The sequence below is a fragment of the Pseudomonas sp. LAMO17WK12:I5 genome (assembly GCF_900215165.1).
In the GTDB taxonomy this organism is placed as follows: Bacteria; Pseudomonadota; Gammaproteobacteria; order Pseudomonadales; family Pseudomonadaceae; genus Aquipseudomonas; species Aquipseudomonas putida_A.
This window is the reverse complement of the sequence record NZ_OBDS01000005.1, coordinates 69,141-86,745: the sequence shown is the minus strand read 5'-3', so window position 1 is coordinate 86,745 and position 17,605 is coordinate 69,141. Positions and strand designations below refer to the sequence as shown.

The 17,605-nt window shown below is 59.9% G+C and carries 12 protein-coding genes; 10 read left to right on the top strand and 2 right to left on the bottom strand.

Annotated features, from left to right (window positions below):
• Positions 1-6: 6 nt before the first annotated feature.
• Positions 7-720, top strand: coding sequence for an ATPase (locus tag CRO59_RS10055; RefSeq protein WP_096797257.1), 714 nt, complete (start codon positions 7-9; stop codon positions 718-720).
• 165 nt (positions 721-885) lie between these two features.
• Here the strand turns inward: CRO59_RS10055 and CRO59_RS10050 are convergent, their stop codons facing one another.
• A complete protein-coding gene (locus tag CRO59_RS10050; RefSeq protein WP_097087173.1) occupies positions 886-5,781 on the bottom strand; it encodes an NAD-glutamate dehydrogenase in 4,896 nt (1,631 codons plus the stop codon).
• Positions 5,782-6,466: 685 nt separating this feature from the next.
• Between CRO59_RS10050 and CRO59_RS10045 the strand changes: the two genes are divergently transcribed.
• Both CRO59_RS10045 and CRO59_RS10040 read left to right on the top strand, forming a co-directional pair.
• The gene (locus CRO59_RS10045; RefSeq protein WP_097087171.1) at positions 6,467-7,645 is read left to right on the top strand and encodes a colicin-like pore-forming protein; all 1,179 of its coding nucleotides are present in this window, start codon (positions 6,467-6,469) and stop codon (positions 7,643-7,645) included.
• A 54-nt stretch (positions 7,646-7,699) separates the two neighbouring features.
• The gene (locus CRO59_RS10040; RefSeq protein WP_143503057.1) at positions 7,700-8,320 is read left to right on the top strand and encodes a hypothetical protein; all 621 of its coding nucleotides are present in this window, start codon (positions 7,700-7,702) and stop codon (positions 8,318-8,320) included.
• Positions 8,321-8,365: 45 nt separating this feature from the next.
• Here CRO59_RS10040 and CRO59_RS10035 read toward each other — a convergent pair whose 3' ends face one another.
• Positions 8,366-9,922 carry a hypothetical protein gene (locus CRO59_RS10035; protein ID WP_256578381.1) on the bottom strand — a complete coding sequence of 519 codons (1,557 nt, stop codon included), beginning with the start codon at positions 9,920-9,922 and terminating at the stop codon, positions 8,366-8,368.
• A 174-nt stretch (positions 9,923-10,096) separates the two neighbouring features.
• On the opposite strand from CRO59_RS10035, the gene CRO59_RS10030 reads away from it, so the two are divergent.
• The 7 genes from CRO59_RS10030 (at position 10,097) to CRO59_RS10000 (ending at position 17,563) form a co-directional block, all read left to right on the top strand.
• Complete coding sequence (locus CRO59_RS10030; protein ID WP_097087167.1) at positions 10,097-10,450, top strand: hypothetical protein; 354 nt, start codon at positions 10,097-10,099, stop codon at positions 10,448-10,450.
• A 270-nt stretch (positions 10,451-10,720) separates the two neighbouring features.
• On the top strand, positions 10,721-11,680 hold the full coding sequence (locus CRO59_RS10025) for a MoxR family ATPase (protein ID WP_003218556.1): 960 nt from the start codon (positions 10,721-10,723) through the stop codon (positions 11,678-11,680).
• Positions 11,681-11,685: 5 nt separating this feature from the next.
• The gene (locus CRO59_RS10020; protein ID WP_027613096.1) at positions 11,686-12,630 is read left to right on the top strand and encodes a DUF58 domain-containing protein; all 945 of its coding nucleotides are present in this window, start codon (positions 11,686-11,688) and stop codon (positions 12,628-12,630) included.
• Complete coding sequence (locus CRO59_RS10015) at positions 12,627-13,124, top strand: DUF4381 domain-containing protein (RefSeq protein WP_097087165.1); 498 nt, start codon at positions 12,627-12,629, stop codon at positions 13,122-13,124. The genes CRO59_RS10020 and CRO59_RS10015 overlap by 4 nt, the downstream gene beginning before the upstream one ends.
• Positions 13,117-14,196, top strand: coding sequence for a VWA domain-containing protein (locus CRO59_RS10010; protein WP_097087163.1), 1,080 nt, complete (start codon positions 13,117-13,119; stop codon positions 14,194-14,196). Before CRO59_RS10015 ends, CRO59_RS10010 begins: the two co-directional genes overlap by 8 nt.
• Positions 14,193-15,929, top strand: coding sequence for a tetratricopeptide repeat protein (locus tag CRO59_RS10005; protein ID WP_097087161.1), 1,737 nt, complete (start codon positions 14,193-14,195; stop codon positions 15,927-15,929). Before CRO59_RS10010 ends, CRO59_RS10005 begins: the two co-directional genes overlap by 4 nt.
• Positions 15,926-17,563: a BatD family protein gene (locus tag CRO59_RS10000; protein WP_097087160.1), complete on the top strand. Its 1,638-nt coding sequence runs from the start codon at positions 15,926-15,928 to the stop codon at positions 17,561-17,563. Before CRO59_RS10005 ends, CRO59_RS10000 begins: the two co-directional genes overlap by 4 nt.
• Positions 17,564-17,605 lie beyond the last annotated feature (42 nt).

Below are 17,605 nucleotides of genomic sequence, written 5' to 3'. Positions count from 1 at the left end.
TTCACCATGAAACTTGCCTTTGCCAGTACCCTGGCGATATCGGTTTTAGCCTTGTCCGCCTGTTCAGTACCCACCGCGCCGAAAGCGGTGTCGTCCCTCGATACCCTGTTCACCCAACCGGTCGGCCGCAGCAGCGCCGCCCAGGTGCAAAGCGGTCCCGGCGTGTCACTGGGCGTGGTCTACAGCCCCAGCACCCTGACCAACCGCGAATATCTACGTGACTATCAGGCCAACGCCGGCACCGGTTTCGGCCAGAGCCTGCTGGTGCAGCCGATCCACGACGCCTACGTCAACACCTCGAAACCGGACATGGCCGTGGACTGGGTCAAGGCCTCGCTGCAACGGCAGTTCGGCTCGGTCACGGTGTACCCGGACATGCAGAGCCTGCGCGCGGCGCACCCCGATGTGGTGGCGATCGTCGACGCCCACAGCCAGTTGATTACCTCGCGCAGCTCCGACATCAAGGCTGATGTGAGTGCGGATTTTTATGATGCGAAGTTGAACTACATCGGTACAGCAAAAGGTTCTGAAGCGAAAGAACTGACACCGGTTTGGGCGGACTTCAAACGTTCGGAAGAGATCGTCGCGGATATTAATCAACAGCAGGATGTGCAAGTTCGGGCGCTACAGAAGTTTGATCAATCGCTGAGTAATTTATTGACCAGGCCGACAGATAAAGTGTCGATGCTTGATAGTAAACAAGCACATAAGTTGTATTGATAGTCAGGCCCTCATCGCGAGCAGGCTCACTCCTACAGGGGGAAAACGCATTCCAACTGTAGGAGTGAGCCTGCTCGCGATAAGGCCGGAACAAACACCATAAAATCCAGACACAAAAAAGCCCCGGCATCTCACGACACCGGGGCTTCTTCATTCAACCACTACTCAGGCCAGTTCAAGCTCGGCATTCGCAGCAGCCGCAGGCACCACCGCCTGCCCGCTCAACGCGAGGTCCAGCAGCTCACGGTTGGCAACGGCGTACATGGCGTAGTCAGTGCCGCTCGCAGCACGGATTTCCACCAGCATGGCGCGCCAGCGCTCGATCATGCTTTCGTGCTGTGCCATCCACAGCGCCAGGCGTGCTTCCACGTCCTGAGTGCCGTCGCCCTGTTGCAGGACAGAGATGGTGATCGCACGTTGCTGCCAGTCCACATCGTCACGGAACGCTTCACGGGCCAGGGCCTGCCAGTTGTTTTCAACCGGCAGCGCGCTGATCTGTTGCAGGTACCAGGTGATGTCCAGCGCACTGCCCACGGCGAAGTAGGCCTTGGCCACTTCAGCCGGATCCTGACCAGTGACGTCGGACGCTTCGATGATCGGCAGCAGGGTGTACAGGTGCGAGGTACCCGCCACCATACGCGCCAGCAACTCCGGAACACCGGCCGCGACGTAAGCCTGATAACGCGCCTGCCAGTTTTCACGGATTTCGCCGCTCAGCAGTTCGTCGAGCTTCAGACCCAGCTCCTTGAGGTGCGGACCGAAGTGCGCGACGTCACGGGCAGCGTTCTGCTCGTTGCGACGGGCACGCAGGAACCAGCGCGTAGCGCGACGGCCCAGACGCATCAGCTCGTCCATCAGCTCCAGTTGCACGTCAGCGGAGACCTGGTAGTCCAGCGCTTCGATCTGACGGAACCAGTGCGGGAGGTGGAAGATGTCACGCACGATCACGTAAGCACCGGCCACGTTCGCCGGGCTCATGCCGGTCGACTCTTTGAGTCGCTGAACGAAGGTGATGCCCATGTGGTTGACCAGATCGTTGGCGATCTGGGTGCTGACGATCTCGCGCTTCAGACGGTGACGACGCATGGCTTCGGAGAACTTGCTGACCAGGGTCGGCGGGAACGCCGTTTCCATGTCGCGGGTCAGGTAGTCGTCGTCCGGCACCAGCGAGTTCAGCAGCTGTTCCTTGAGGTCGATCTTGCTGTACGAGATCAGCACCGACAGCTCGGGACGGGTCAGGCCATGACCTGCCGCAACGCGCTCGTTGATCTGCTCTTCGGTCGGCAGGAACTCGATGGCACGGTCCAGCTTGCCACGGCCTTCCAGATCGCTCATCAGACGCTTGTACTCGGCAATGCGCTCGTAGGCACGACGCGCCGCCAGGGACAGAGCCTGGGTCTGCTTGTAGTTGTTGCCGAGCACCAGACCACCGACTTCGTCGGTCATGCTCGCCAGCAACTGGTTGCGTTGCTTGTCGGTCATGTCGCCGGCCTGAACCACTTCGTTCAGCAGGATCTTGATGTTCACTTCGTGGTCGGAGCAGTCCACGCCACCGGCGTTGTCGATGAAGTCGGTGTTGGAGCCGCCGCCATTCAGACCGAATTCCACACGACCCAGTTGGGTCATGCCGAGGTTACCGCCCTCGCCCACTACCTTGCAGCGCAGCTCGTTGCCGTTGACGCGCAGTGCGTCGTTGGCCTTGTCGCCCACGTCGGCATGGCTTTCGCTGCTGGCCTTGACGTAAGTACCGATACCGCCGTTCCACAGCAGATCCACCGGCGCCTTGAGCAAGGCGTTCAGCAGTTCGGTCGGGGTCAGCTTGTCGGCCTTGATGTCGAAGCGTTCTTTCATCTGCGGCGAGATGGCGATGCTCTTCGCGCTGCGCGAGAAGATGCCGCCGCCTTCGGACATGATGCTGGTGTCGTAGTCGGTCCAGGCCGAACGCGGCAGGTCGAACATGCGCTGACGCTCGACGAAGCTGGTCGCCGGGTTCGGGTTCGGATCGATGAAGATGTGCATGTGGTTGAACGCAGCGACCAGTTGCAGCTTGTCGGACATCAACAGGCCGTTACCAAATACGTCACCGGCCATGTCACCCACGCCGACCACAGTGATGCTGTCTTCCTGAACATTGATGCCGCGCTCGCGGAAGTGGCGCTGTACGCCGACCCACGCGCCCTTGGCGGTGATGCCCATTTTCTTGTGGTCGTAACCGGCGGAACCACCGGAGGCGAACGCGTCACCCAGCCAGAAGCCGTAGTCGATGGCGATGCCGTTGGCGATGTCGGAGAAGGTCGCAGTGCCCTTGTCCGCTGCCACCACCAGGTACGGGTCATCGTCGTCATGACGCACGACGTTGGCCGGCGGCACCAGCGCGCCGTCTTTCAGGTTGTCGGTGATGTCCAGCAGACCGGAGATGAAGATGCGGTAGCAGGCGATGCCCTCGGCCGCGATCTCGTCACGGCTGCCGCCCAGTGGCAGACGACGCGGCAGGAAGCCGCCCTTCGCACCCACCGGCACGATGACCGAGTTCTTCACTTGCTGGGCTTTTACCAGGCCAAGCACTTCGGTACGGAAGTCTTCTTCACGATCGGACCAGCGCAGACCACCGCGCGCCACGTTGCCGAAGCGCAGGTGCACGCCTTCGACGCGTGGTGAGTAAACGAAGATTTCGAACTTCGGTACTGGCTTGGGCAGTTCTGGGATCGCGTGCGGGTTGAACTTGAAGCTGAAGTACGACTTGTTCTGGCCGTTGGCATCAGTCTGATAGAAGTTGGTACGCAGGGTGGCTTTGATCAGGTCCAGGTAACGACGCAGGATGCGGTCTTCGTTGAGCACCTGAACGTCGTCCAGCGCGGTCAGAATCGCCTGTTCCAGACGCTGTTGCTTGTCTTCCAGATCATCGCTGCCCAGCTTGCGCGCCAGGTAGAAACGGGTTTTGAACAACCGGGTCAGCTCGCGAGCGATGTCGGTGTGGTTGTTCAGGGTGCTGGCGATGTAGCCCAAGTCGAAGCCCAGACGAATCTGCTTCAGGTAACGGGCGTAGGCACGCAGCAGCGCCACGTCGCGCCATGGCAGACCGGCGGTCAGCACCAGACGGTTGAACGCATCGTTCTCGGCATCGCCACGGACGATGTGGACGAACGCGTCCTGCAGGGTGTCGTTGAGTTGCTGGATATCCAGCTCCAGACCTTCCGCCGCGGTGAACGCGAAGTCGTGGATCCAGAACTCGCGGCCATTGGTGTGACGCAGACGGTACGGGAACTCGCCCAGCACGCGCAGGCCGAGGTTTTCCAGAATCGGCAAGACGTCGGACAGCGCCAGCGGGGTGTCGGCGTGGTACAGCTTGCAATGCAGCTCGCGCTGACCGGACACCTGGCCCAGCGGCTGATAGAAGCTCATCACCAGCGGATTTTTTTCGTTCAGGCTCAGCAGGTGCTGCATGTCGACCACCGCCGAATGCGCCGCGAAACGCTCGCGGTAACCTGCCGGGAAGCCTTTCGGGAAATCCGCCAGCACGTTGGTGCCGTGGGCTTCGCCGAAGCTTTCGACGGTCAGGGCGGCATAGTCGTCCTGCCAGCTGCGGCAGGCCTGTACCACTTCTTTTTCCAGCAGCAGCGGATCGATGTCGATGCGGTTCTTCGGATCAACACGCAGGATCAACTGCACGCGGGCCAGCACGGACTCGGAGAAGAAGGTCCAGAACTCGCAGTCGGTAGCCTTCAGGCGCTCCATCAGCACCTGCTGGATCTTCTGGCGCACTTCGGTGGAATAGATGTCGCGCGGCACGTAGGCCAGGCAGTAGCAGAAGCGACCGTACGGGTCTTTGCGCAGGAACACGCGGATCTTGTTGCGTTCCTGGATCTGCACGATCGACATCACGGTGCTGAACAGTTCGTCGACCGGGGTCTGGAACAGGTCGTCACGCGGCAGCACTTCGAGTACCTGCGCCAGTTCCTTGCCCAGGTGAGCCTTGGACTGGAAGCCGGAGCGGCGTTCGATTTCTTCGACCTTGCGACGGATGAACGGAATGACCCGCACGCTCTCGCCATACACCGAGGAGGTGTACAGGCCCATGAAGCGGTGTTCCTTGATGACTTTACCGTCGGCGTCGATTTCACGGATCGACACGTAGTCCGGGTAGGCCGGACGGTGTACGCGGCTCGGGTGCGCAGCCTTGGCGAACGACAGCAGGGTCGGTTCGCGCAGGTAGTTCACCGCGTAGTCTTCGATGTGCCGGTCTTCGTTGGTCAGACCGGTGCGCAGCAGTTTGGTCAGACCGAGGAAGGAATTCTGGTCGTATTCGATATGGCCGCCATCGGCCTGATCGACAACGGTGAACTCTTCGTAGCCGAGGAAGGTGAAGTGGTTGCCCACCAGCCATTCCAGGAAGCTCTTGATTTCGGTCTTTTCGTCGGCATCGACGGCGAATGCGCTGTGATCGAGCTTGGTGAGGATCTCCTGCACCTTGGCCTTCATCGGCTCGAAATCAGCGACCGCGACGCGCACTTCACCGAGCACCTGCTCCAGTTCTTTGCTCAGCACATTCAGTTCGGCCGCGTTGGCGCAGCGGTCGATTTCCAGGTACATCAGCGACTCGTGCAGCACGCCTTCGCCGGTGCTGCCCTTGGGCAGGATTTCCAGCAGCTCGCCCTTGCTGCCACGACGCACGCTGAGCACGGTGGTCTGCAGGGTGTGGATGCTGTAGCCGCGGCGGTTCAGCTCGGTGCGCACCGAGTCGACCAGAAACGGCAGGTCGTGGTGCAGCACTTCGACCGCGGTGTGGGTCGACTGCCAGCCATGACGCTCGTAATCGGGGTTGTAGACGCGCACTTGCGGTTGCGCGTGATCGAAGCGCTCAAGCAGGCGCCACGCGGAAAGAGTACAGCCAGCGAGGTCGGAGAGGCGACGTTGAGTCAGCTCGTCCAGGGAAATGATGCCGAAGAATTGTTCAGCGAACAGCGCCACTTGTGGCAGTGCCTGTTCACTGATGTGCTGCGCCAGTGCCGCTTGCAGTTGGTGCTGGAAGTCGGCTTTGCTGGCTGCGGTGAAGAACGCCATCTGTGGTACTCCGCTTAAGCTTGTTATTGATGGAAAGCGTCGCGTGCAACACCCCTTTCGGGGCTTGTGTCGCCCTGTTCCTGATTCTCGGGCAGAGGAAACAGGGGGACAGGTGGGTGAAGCTGGACGAGACACTCAGGTCACATTCACCTTCCATTGAATGGGCATCTGCAAAAACGACTGTCGAGGCCGCCGACAATGTCTTTACGGGTGCTCATCCGTTGCGCAGCTTAATGGGTGCGACAATGTGTCTGCTTGCGGTGCTGCGACATATTCGGTCATTGGCACGTAAACGCGGCCCCGCGCACCGGTAAACATTAGCAGCCAAAGAGAATTCTCGCGCTTCAGGTGGCCGTTCAACAGGCAAGCGCACCTGAAATGACCGATTACCTGAAATTCGTTCCTGCCACACCTTTCCTCCTTGGAAAATCACCCAGCCAAAGCTTACACAGCCTTCGATTATTCGCACCAAAAAACCAATAAAAACAACAAGTAGAAACACACTAAAGAATCCTTACAAACTGACAAGAAATGTCTCACATAATTTGAAGACCGAATTCCTACAGCACGATTTGAACGCAAAAATCGGCAGTGCTATCTATATAAGCGCACCTCATAAAAAACCAGACATCAGTTATCAAACCGACCCACGGAACGGGTCTCTATCAAAGAAAGGAATCAACACATGCGACAACTTGAACTTCCGACAACAATAATCTACGGCGATGGCTCCTGGGAAATCATCAATTTGAACCCTGGCACCATTCGCGGAGATATTCTCAAGAACTATCCGCTGGGCAACCCGATGCATGGGCTCACACTGGCGATAGAAAGTGACTATCTGGAAAAAAAGCGCAATTTAGAGCAAGGCTTGCAAACAGAGCTGAACATTATAGACAGCAGACACCCACCGCTGCCCCACCCCACTCCCGATACATGGCTAAACAAAGCCACCAACATTGTCAATGAATTGCTTTTTCAAAAAAATACCGAACTGCAGCAAAAATTAAGAGATATTAAAACGTCGCAACAATATGCGAAGTTACAAGCCACTTACGACGCCATGCTTCTGAACGAACAAATCGCAAATCTTCAAGACCGCCAGACCAGACTGTATGCCGAAATAGCTCGGCGACAGGCCGAGGCCCTCGCCCAACAGCAGGCCGCCGAAGCTGCGCGACAAGCTGAAGAGGCGCAAAGACAAGAGCAGGCGCGTCAGGCTGCTCTGCGACTGGAGGAAGTAAAACAACGGATCGCTGCTGAAGCGGAGGCCAAACGTATTGATGACTACAAACGCGCGGTGGCTTACGTCGCCGACGCGAACAAATTCATCCTCGAGAAATACGGCGCCAACCTGCATCAAGTGGTGATGGATCTTCAAAAGGATGTATCAGGGAAAAAGATCAGGAGCTACAACAAAGCGCTGCGAACGTTCGAGCAGGTGCGAACCAACCCGAATGCAAAGCTCAGCCCGCAGGATACCCGTGCGGTTGTCGACGCACTGAACGCACTGGACAAGGCGTCCTACATGGACAGTGTCAATCGGCTCGCCAAAGGATTTGGCGTAACCGGAAAAATCGTGCAGGCGCATTCTGTTGTGGAAAAGGCAATCATCGGTTTTCAGGATGGAAACTGGAAACCCCTGTTACTCGAATTCGAAAGCATTGCCGCAGGAGCCGGAGCAGGGATGCTGGTCGCTCTCATAGCACCACCAGTGCTAGCTGCTTTTTCGTTTCCACCCGTAATTGCTGTAGTCGCTACCGGTCTCCTCGTGGCTGGCGTTGCCGCTTTACTCGATGCCAAAACCGTAGAAAAGATAAATGACACAGTATTCACGCTAGTTGAAACGACGCCAGCGCATTAATACTCTGCCTGCCGGTTCAATTAATTGAGCCGGCCACCAAACAAGGATTACACGGTGCAAAACACTCCTGAGCCATCCATATCAACCGCATGTTTTATATCCATGCTGGCGCCGATCCTCCTCATCAACCTGATAGTTCCAATCATTAACGAGCACCATCCTATGCTGCTCGATTCTGCTCTACAAAACTATCTGATCGAAAACATCGGCTTCTGGTCATCCAAACTCCCTCTAAGCTCCAGGATAACCACGAATTACATTGCGGTATTTGCGCCAGTATTCAGCTTAATATTCCTGTACCGATGCTTAAAAATATCCGACCAGATATTTGAAAGAGCAAACAAACTTTCACTCATAAAATATTCCTTATCGCTCATTGCCCTGCTTTTATTTTGCTCTATCTTCACCTATGAAGCTTATTTAAACTCCACCGACCTCATGAGCCGCGACTCAAAACTGAGGATCATGGGTCAGAATTTTCTATTCTATTCAACGTACTCTTCAGGAGTTTTTCTTTTCGTATTCTTACTCCCCCCGATTCTCTTTCAGCTCCTGTTTTACGTTCCTTACCGCACAATCATGCACTTTAGAAAACAGCCCTCAGAACTCAAAAAAGATTCAAGGCAACATCCTCAGGAACCACCTCGAAGAAAAAAAGGAAAGCAGCCACATTGAGCTTATGCCTTCCCTTTTTCCTGGGCCGCTTAGCCCCCATAAACATCAGTCAGGCAGCTCCTCGAAAGCCCTGAATTTGCTCACGGTGGCACAGTCGTAACACATGGTTTTCAGGATCAATTTATCCATGCTGGCGTCGATATTGCTGGAGTCACACTCTCGGCAAAACAGCCTCAAATGACCGAGCAGATCGCTGTCAAAAGCTGCACGGGAGAAGAACTGCGGCACCAGTTCATCGCGCCAATACATTCCCGGCGACTTGGAAAACCCGGCACCGCTGTCCTTGAGCACTACGTCGTACAACAGCCGATGCAACGCCGATTGCGGTACCCGCGAATCACGGTGTGCGTTTTTGCGCCAGTTCCGAGTCAGGGCATCCTGAGCGGTCCCGAGCATGTTGCGCGGGATGGTGTTGGACGCATGATTGCGACCTTTGGAGTTGCCGGTGGCGTAGAAGTGCGCAGCGTTTTTTACTGCCAGGCGGGCGAAGTAGTAGAGCTGGCTTACGGAAAAATCCTGCAGGAGTTGCCCCACAACCGTTTCGGCACGCGCCTCGGCCGTGAACGAAAAACTGACTTCGTTGGCCAGCACACGGATGTATTGAAGCGATTCTTCTCGGGCCAGATCGAAAATCAGCCCGTAGAGTTCACTCTTCCAGGCGACCTGAATCTCGCCGGATAACTCCTGATAGAGCGTCAGGTACAGGCTTTCCCGATTACAGCGCGCAACTCCGCCGAGTGCCACATTAGGCTGCCAGCGCACTGCAGAATAGTCACTGATACTGCAACCCTCAGTGCGATCGAAGGCCCTGATATCAGAGCTCGTCGCGACCGTTAACACGCCCGCCTCGTGCAGACTCTTCAATCTTTCCTCGCTGGCCTCGACGCTCGGTGCCAGATGTTCGCTTCGGGATGTCGCGCTCAACGGCGCGATCCATTCGGGATGACTGCCATTGCCATCGTCAAGCAAGGCCAGCAACGTCAGCTTCTGCACAAACCCAAGGGCTGAATACGGTACCGCAGGACTCGGTATACCGAAGCGCGATTCAAGTTCGCGTCGATCACGCTCTGCCTGCGCCGCCAATTGTTGCTGATGAACCTGGCAACACGCCTGGCAAGTACACGCCATGCGTCGGCCATGGCGGGCGGATGCTGAGTATCGATGCTCGCACCTTATGCACTTGTAAGGATGACGCTGCGAGATCGGAGTGCCCCGGGCGTGCCGACGTACCCACATCGGCACATCGCAATAAGGGCACTTCAGATCCTGACTGACAATCGGCGGCAAAACCTTGAGCAAGCTGCGGACAGTGGCAGGGATCTGATACTCGGCCAGAAGCGCAGCGCTTTTTTCCCCGTCCAGATATCGCTGATAAATCTGCTCGATCTGATCGTCGGTCAGGTGTGCAACTTCCTCAGCGCGTTCGAAATACGGATGCATTGAAAGACGTCCTTTTTCAGTGTGTATTGACGCACTCCTTTGCGCTTGAACGGCAAAAGTAATGACAAACGTGTCGATAAAACAAGCGAAAAAGCAGAAAATGGCTGCCAAGTTCAAACATGTATTTTTTCCTGCGGCGTCCTCGGAAATTTCAGCGCTCAACCTAGGATTCAACTGTCGGAATTCTCCTTCTTCATTGATTCAGCCAAATTTCACGCGCCCTTTTATCGCAGGCATCCATAAAGCAACCCACGCAAGAGAGCAGCGCAAATGCGCCAAGGCTGGCAAAATCGCGCTTTCGATTGCACTTAGCGCCCGTCGGCCAGGAATTCCCCCATGCAAATGACCACCGCCCTACTGATCGTCAACCCGTGCGACGACGAAGAAGACAACATGGCCATGCTCTGCTGCCATAGCGACAAGGGCGACATGTTTCTGATGAGCCGCTATCCGGACGAGGACGAGCTGGAGATCACCCTGGATGGCGAGCCTTCGACGCTCGACGGCGTGAAAGTCACCCTGACCAAAACTCTGCTGAAGATTGAAATCGCGGCGGCGGATGCCGATGCGCTGAATGGCGATGATGTGCTGGAAATTACCTTCAATCCGGACATGGTTGATCTGGATGAGGTTGAGGAAACCCTGAAGAACATCCTTGATGGCACCGGGACCTATATCAGCCAGATTTGATATCGGCTGGACTGGCCTCATCGCGAGCAGGCTCACTCCTACAGGTATGGTGTACGACGTTCCATTGTAGGAGTGAGCCTGCTCGCGATAGGGCCGGTACGGGCAACCAATCACTCCCCTGCTACAAAATCCCAACAAATCCCCCAGTCATTTCCCGCACTTTGCGCAAAATGCCGTTAGTCGCCACCCCCCTCGATGGATTAAAGTAACGCCCCCAGCCCCGGCGTTATCCGAACGCCTGTGGCCACCCCTTTCCAGGAACAGTCACCGATGGAACATCGTGAAGCGCTACTGGCGCTGCGAACCTTTCTTTCAACGCAGATTCTCGGCCAGGAAAAACTCATCGAGCGTTTGCTCATCGCCCTGCTCGCCGACGGCCACATGCTGGTCGAGGGCGCTCCGGGTCTGGCCAAGACCAAAGCGATCAAAGAACTCGCCGAGGGCATCGAAGCCCAGTTCCATCGCATCCAGTTCACCCCGGACCTGCTGCCGGCCGACATTACCGGCACCGAGATCTATCGCCCGGAAACCGGCAGTTTCGTGTTCCAGCAAGGGCCGATCTTCCACAACCTGGTGCTGGCGGACGAAATCAACCGGGCCCCGGCCAAGGTGCAATCGGCGCTGCTCGAGGCCATGGCCGAGCGTCAGGTCAGCGTCGGGCGCAGCACTTACGAGCTGTCGCCGCTGTTTCTGGTGATGGCGACGCAGAACCCGATCGAGCAGGAAGGCACCTACCCGTTGCCCGAAGCGCAGCTCGACCGCTTCCTGATGCACGTGAAGATCGGCTTCCCGGATGCCGCCGTCGAACGCCGGATCCTGCAGCAGGCCCGTGGCGAAGCGCTGAATGGCGAAACCAAGCCTGAACGCCGGGTCAGCCAGCAGGCGATCTTCGCTGCGCGCAAGGAAATCCTCGGTCTGTACATGGCCGACGCCGTGGAGGAATACCTGGTGCAACTGGTCATGGCCACGCGCACCCCGGCCAAGTTCGACCCGGAAATGGCCGAGTGGATCGCCTATGGCGCCAGCCCACGCGGCTCGATCGCCCTTGACCGCTGCGCCCGGGCCCACGCCTGGCTGGCCGGGCGCGACTTCGTCAGCCCGGAAGACATTCAGGCGGTGCTGTTCGACGTGTTGCGTCACCGCATCATTCTGTCGTTTGAAGCCGAAGCCGCCGGCATCGATCAGGATCGGGTGGTGCAGCGGATTCTCGACGTCGTAGCCGTCGCTTGACCCCCATGAACGCCCCCCTGCCGTCCGAACCGGGCATCCGCATCAGCCTCACCGATCTGATCGAGATGCGCCACCGTGTGCGCGAAGTGCAGCTGTTTTCCACGCCGAGTCAGCGCAGCCCGCTGATCGGCCTGCATCACTCGAAATTCCGTGGTCGCGGGGTCGACTTCGATCAGGTGCGGGTCTATCAGGCCGGCGACGACGTGCGCACCATCGACTGGCGCGTGACCGCGCGTACCCAGGAGCCGCACACCAAGCTGTTCCATGAAGAACGCGAGCGACCGATTTTCATCATGGTCGAGCAAAGCACGCGGCTGTTTTTCGGCTCCGGGCTGATGTTCAAGTCGGTGCTCGCGGCGCAAGCGGCGGCGTTGATCGGCTGGGCCGCGCTGGGGCACAACGACCGGGTCGGCGGACTGGTGTTCGGCGACAACGAGCACTACGAAATCAAACCGCGTCGCAGCAAGCAGAGCCTGCTGCAATTGCTCAACCGCCTGGTGAAAGTCAATCAGTCGCTGCACAGCGAACGCGAACCGGACCGCGACGCCCTCGGCGTGGCGCTGCGCCGGGCGCGTGAAGTGTTGCGCCCGGGCAGCCTGGTGATCGTGATCTGCGACGAGCGCGCGCTGTCCGACAGCGCCGAGCAGCAACTGAGTCTGCTATCGCGTCATTGCGATCTGTTGTTGTTGCCGCTGTCCGATCCGCTGGACCACGCGCTGCCTGCCGCCGGGCTGCTGAGATTCGCGGAAAGAGGCGCACAGCTGGAACTCGACACGCTGAATTTCGAGCTGCGCCAGACCTATCGCGCTCAGGCCGAAGCACGCATCGCCCGCTGGGAATTGCTCGCGCAAAAACTGCGGGTGTTGTTGATGCCGTTGAGCACGCAAAGCGAAATGGTCGAGCAGATGCGCGAGTTCCTCAATCCGCAGCGCCCGGGGAGCAGTCGATGAACGGCCTCGAACAACTGCAACCGCTGATTTCCCCGCCGCCGATCGACTTCTGGCCACCGGCGCCGGGCTGGTGGCTGCTGCTGTTATTGCTGCCGCTGCTGGGCTTCGCCGTGTGGCGTTTGCGCCGGTTCATTCCGACCAGGAAACGCCTGATCGTGCGCGCCGAACAACCGCTCGACCCCGTGCGCATCGCCGCGCTGGCCGAACTGGCACAGATGCCCAAACCCTACGACGGCGCACCGGCCGGGGCCTGGCTGCAGCAGCTCAACGGTCTGCTCAAACGCCTGTGCCGCAACCACTACCCCTACAGCCAGAGCCACACGCTCAACGGCCGCAAATGGCTGGCGTTTCTCGACAACCGCTGCCCGGCCGCCGGCCTGACGCGCTGGATGGTGCTGGTCGAAGGTGCTTACAAACCCGAATGCAAGCTTGACGACAAAGCCATCGCCGGCCTGACCCAAGCCGTCGACACCTGGATTCGCAAGCATGTTTGAGTTCGCCTGGCCGTGGATCTTCGTGCTGCTGCCGCTGCCGTGGCTGATGCGTCTGGTGCTGCCGGTGGCCGACAGCGGCGAGCCGGCGCTGCGCGTGAGCTTCCTCTCCGACCTCGAAGGTCTGGCACGGCGCCGGGCCCGCGCCAACCTGCCGGCGTGGCGCCAGCAAGCGCCGTTCCTGCTGCTGTGGCTGTTGCTGCTGAGCGCCGCCGCCCGCCCGCAATGGCTCGGCGAACCGTTGCCGATTGCCGCCAGCGGCCGCGATCTGCTGGTGGCGGTGGACGTGTCCGGCTCGATGGACTTTCCCGACATGCAGTGGCAGGACGAAGACGTCAGTCGCTTGTCGCTGGTTCAGCATCTGCTCGGGGATTTCCTTGAAAGCCGTGATGGCGACCGCGTTGGTCTGATCCTGTTCGGCAGTCAGGCCTATCTGCAGGCACCGCTGACGTTTGACCGCCATACCGTGCGCGTCTGGCTCGATGAAGCGCGCATCGGCATCGCCGGCAAGAACACCGCCATCGGCGATGCGATCGGTCTGGCGCTGAAGCGCCTGCGCATGCGTCCCGCACAAAGCCGGGTATTGATTCTGGTCACCGACGGCGCCAACAACGGCGGCGAAATCGATCCGTTGACTGCGGCGAAACTGGCCGCCAGCGAAGGGGTGAAAATCTACCCGATCGGCATCGGTGCCGACCCGCAAGACAGTGGCAGTAACGGCCTGCTCGGGGTCAATCCGAGCCTGGACCTCGACGAGCCGGCCCTCAAGGCCATCGCCAACGCTACCGGTGGCCAATACTTCCGCGCCCGCGACGGCAAAGAGCTGCAAGCGATCCGCGACACCCTCGATCAGCTCGAACCGGTGACCCAGCAACCGACGCAGGCGCGCCCGGCGCAAGCCTTGTATCAGTGGCCACTGGCATTGGCCCTGCTGCTTAGCCTGTTGCTGGTCGCCCGCGAATTGTGGCCGGACAACCCGCTGCAACGCCTGTTTACCAAGGAGCTGTATCTGCAAAGTCCGTTGCCTGACTGGCGCGAGCGTCTCAAGCGCCTGCGTCTGCGGAGGCGCCGATGATCGCGCTCTGGCCGCACTGGTTCCGCCCCTGGTGGCTGCTGCTCCTGCCACTGCTCGGCTGGCTGATCTGGCAACTCTGGCACCGGCAGAAACGCGCCGGACGCTGGCAAATGATTCTGCCGCCGGCGTTCCACGCGACGCTGCTCAGCGGTGGCAATGGGCGCGCCAGCAAGCTGCCGTGGGTCGCCCTTGGCGTGGCGTGGCTGCTGACCATCGTCGCCCTGCTCGGGCCCAGTTGGGAGCGCGTCGAACAGACCAGCCAGAAACCTGCCGACCCGTTGGTGGTGGTGCTGGAGCTGACCCCGGAAATGCTCGCCACCGACTCACCGCCAACGCGACTGGAACAGGCCCGGCGCAAGCTGTTCGACCTGTTGCAGGTACGCAGCGACGCGCAGACCGCGATCGTCGTCTACGCCGGCAGCGCGCACACGCTGGTGCCGCTGTCGGATGACCTGGCGACCAGTCGCAATCTGCTCGACGCCCTCAAGCCGTCGCTGATGCCGGAAAGCGGTCATCGCGCCGATCTCGGTGTGAGCAAGGCGCTGGCGTTGCTCAAGCAAGGCGCGCTCGGCCAAGGACGGATTCTGCTGATCGGCTCCTCGCTGACCGAAGAAGAACGCCAAGGCATTCGCCGCGCCCTCGGCGAGCAATCGGCGCAACTGCTGATGCTCGGCATCGGCACCGCTGAAGGCGCGCCGATTGCCCAGGAGGACGGCAGTTTTCTCAAGGACGAACAAGGCGCGATCCGCGTGCCGCAACTCGACAGTCCGAGCCTTGGCGCATTCCTCGCCAGCGTCGGCGGCGAGTACCACAGCGCGCGGCTGGACGAATCCGATTTGCGCGCCCTCGGCCTGCTCGATGGCCCGCGCAGCCTGCGCGACGATGGCCAGACCGTGCGCCTCGACACCTGGGCCGATCAGGGTTACTGGCTGTTGTTGCCGCTATTGCTGCTGGCCGCCTGCGCTGGACGGCGTGGCTGGTTGTTCTGCCTGCCCTTGCTGCTGTGCCTGCCGCAGCCGAGTTACGCTTTTGACTTCGAAGACCTGTGGCTGCGCCCCGACCAACAGGGCCTGCACTTGCTCAAGCAGAAACGCCCGGCCGAGGCTGCCGAACACTTCGAAGATCATCAGTGGCAAGGGGTGGCGTTGTACGAGGCCGGCGATTACAGTGGCGCCGCTCAGCGTTTCGCCGAAGGCAGCGATGCCCGCGCCCACTACAATCGTGGCAACGCGCTGGCAAAAAGTGGTGAGCTGGAAGCGGCGATCGATGCCTATGAACAGGCGCTGGAACTGCAACCGGATTTGCGCCCGGCGCTGACCAACAAGGCCCTGGTGGAAAATCTGCTCAAGCAGAAGAACACCCCGCCACCGGCCGAACCACAGCCACAACCGGCGCAGCCGAATGTGCCCGGCGATGAATCGCCACCAGCGACCGCGCCACCACCCGCGGTGAAAAGTGACACCCCGAGCGAGGCCCAGCCCGGCGAGTCGGCCAGCGAACCGCCACCGACCACCCCGCCGCAGCCAGGCCCCAACGAAGTGCCGGGCAGCGATGAAGCGGAAGAAACCGACACCGTGCCAACGCTGCGCCCGAGCGAAGACAACCTCGAAGGCGAGCAGCGTCAGGCACTGGAACAATGGCTGGGCAAGATTCCCGACGACCCGGGCGAACTGCTGCGACGCAAATTCTGGTACGAACAGCAACAACATCAGGATCAGGAAAAAACTCGATGACCCGTTTCACCGCTCTCTTGCTGCCCCTGCTGCTCTGCACGGCCACCGCCCAGGCGGCCGAGCTGACGGCCAGCGTGGATCGCAGTCGCCTGAACTCCGGCGAGACGGTCGAGCTCACCCTCGAAACGGATGATGTCACGCAGTTCGGCAAACCCGACCTGGCGCCGCTGGAACCGCTGTTCGAGGTGCGCGGGACACGTCAGGTCAACCAGTTGAACACCCTCAATGGCGACAACCGCGCCACCACGCGCTGGATCATCACCCTGCTGCCGAAAGAGAACGGCAGTGTGGTCATTCCGCCGCTGCAACTGGGTGAGGTGCAGAGCCAGCCGATTACCGTGCAAGTGATCGAGAGCGACACCCGCGAAGAGAAAAACAACCTGGACCCGGTATTCATCGAGGCCAGTCTCGACCAGTCCAGCGTTTACGTGCAGGCCCAGGCGATCCTGACCCTGCGCATCTACCACTCGGTGTCGCTGTATGACGACAGCAGCCTGACCCCGCTGCAGATCGCCGACGCGCGCATCGAGCAACTGGGCGACACCCGCACTTACGAGAAAGACATCAACGGCGTGCGCCATGGCGTGATCGAGATGCGCTATGCGATCTACCCGCAGCACAGTGGCTTGCTGACCATCGCCCCGCAGACTTTCAGCGCCACACTGGTCGACACCCAACCCGCTCTGGACGCGACCGCGCAAGGCCCGAAACCGGGCAAGCTGCTGCACGTCAGCTCCTCGGAGATTCCGCTGACGGTCAAACCGAAACCGCTGACCTACCCGGCCGATGCGCCGTGGCTGCCCGCGCGCAGCCTGAGCCTGAGCGAAAGCTGGAACCCGGAGCCGGATCACCTTCAGGTCGGCGACTCCCTGACCCGCAGCCTGACTTTAAAAGCCGAAGGCCTGGCCAGTTCGCAGTTGCCGGCCCTGCCCGGTACCGAAGCCAATGGCCTGCGCCGCTACCCGGATCAACCGGTGCTGAGCAACCAGAGCGGCGAGCGCGGCCTGATCGGCAGCCGTGAAGAACGCGAAGCGCTGGTGCCCAGCCGCAGCGGCCCGATCGAGTTGCCGACCGTCGACGTGATCTGGTGGAACACCTTCGAAGATCATCTGGAACACACCAGCCTGCCGGCGCGCACCCTGCAAGTAGCGAACAACCCGAGCCTGCAGGTCGACACCCCGGCCGGCACATTACAAGTGAACGCCGCCGATAGTGATGTGTTGTGGTGGTGGAAACTCAGCACGCTGATCCTCGCCTGCACCACCCTGCTCGGCTTCGGCCTGTGGTGGCGTGCGCGCTGGCAACCGGCGGTGCACCGCGCCGCCCAAACCGGGCCGAGCCCGCGCACTTTGCTGGACGACATCAAACGGGCGTGCCAGGCGAATGATCCGCAAGCGACGCGCCAGGCGCTGGATGCATGGGCGCGGCAGCAGCCGGAGACTTTGGCAGATATGGCGGCGCGGTTTGTGCCGTTGTCGGATGCGTTGGATGGGCTCAATGGCGCGCTGTACAGCGAGACCGGCCAGCATTGGCAAGGCGAAGATCTGTGGCGGGCGATCCGTACCATTCCGGCGGCGGAACGGGTGCAGGATCCGGTGGGTGACAGCGGGTTGCCGCCGCTTTATCCGAAGTAAACAGCAAAAGATCGCAGCCTGCGGCAGCTCCTACAGGGATCA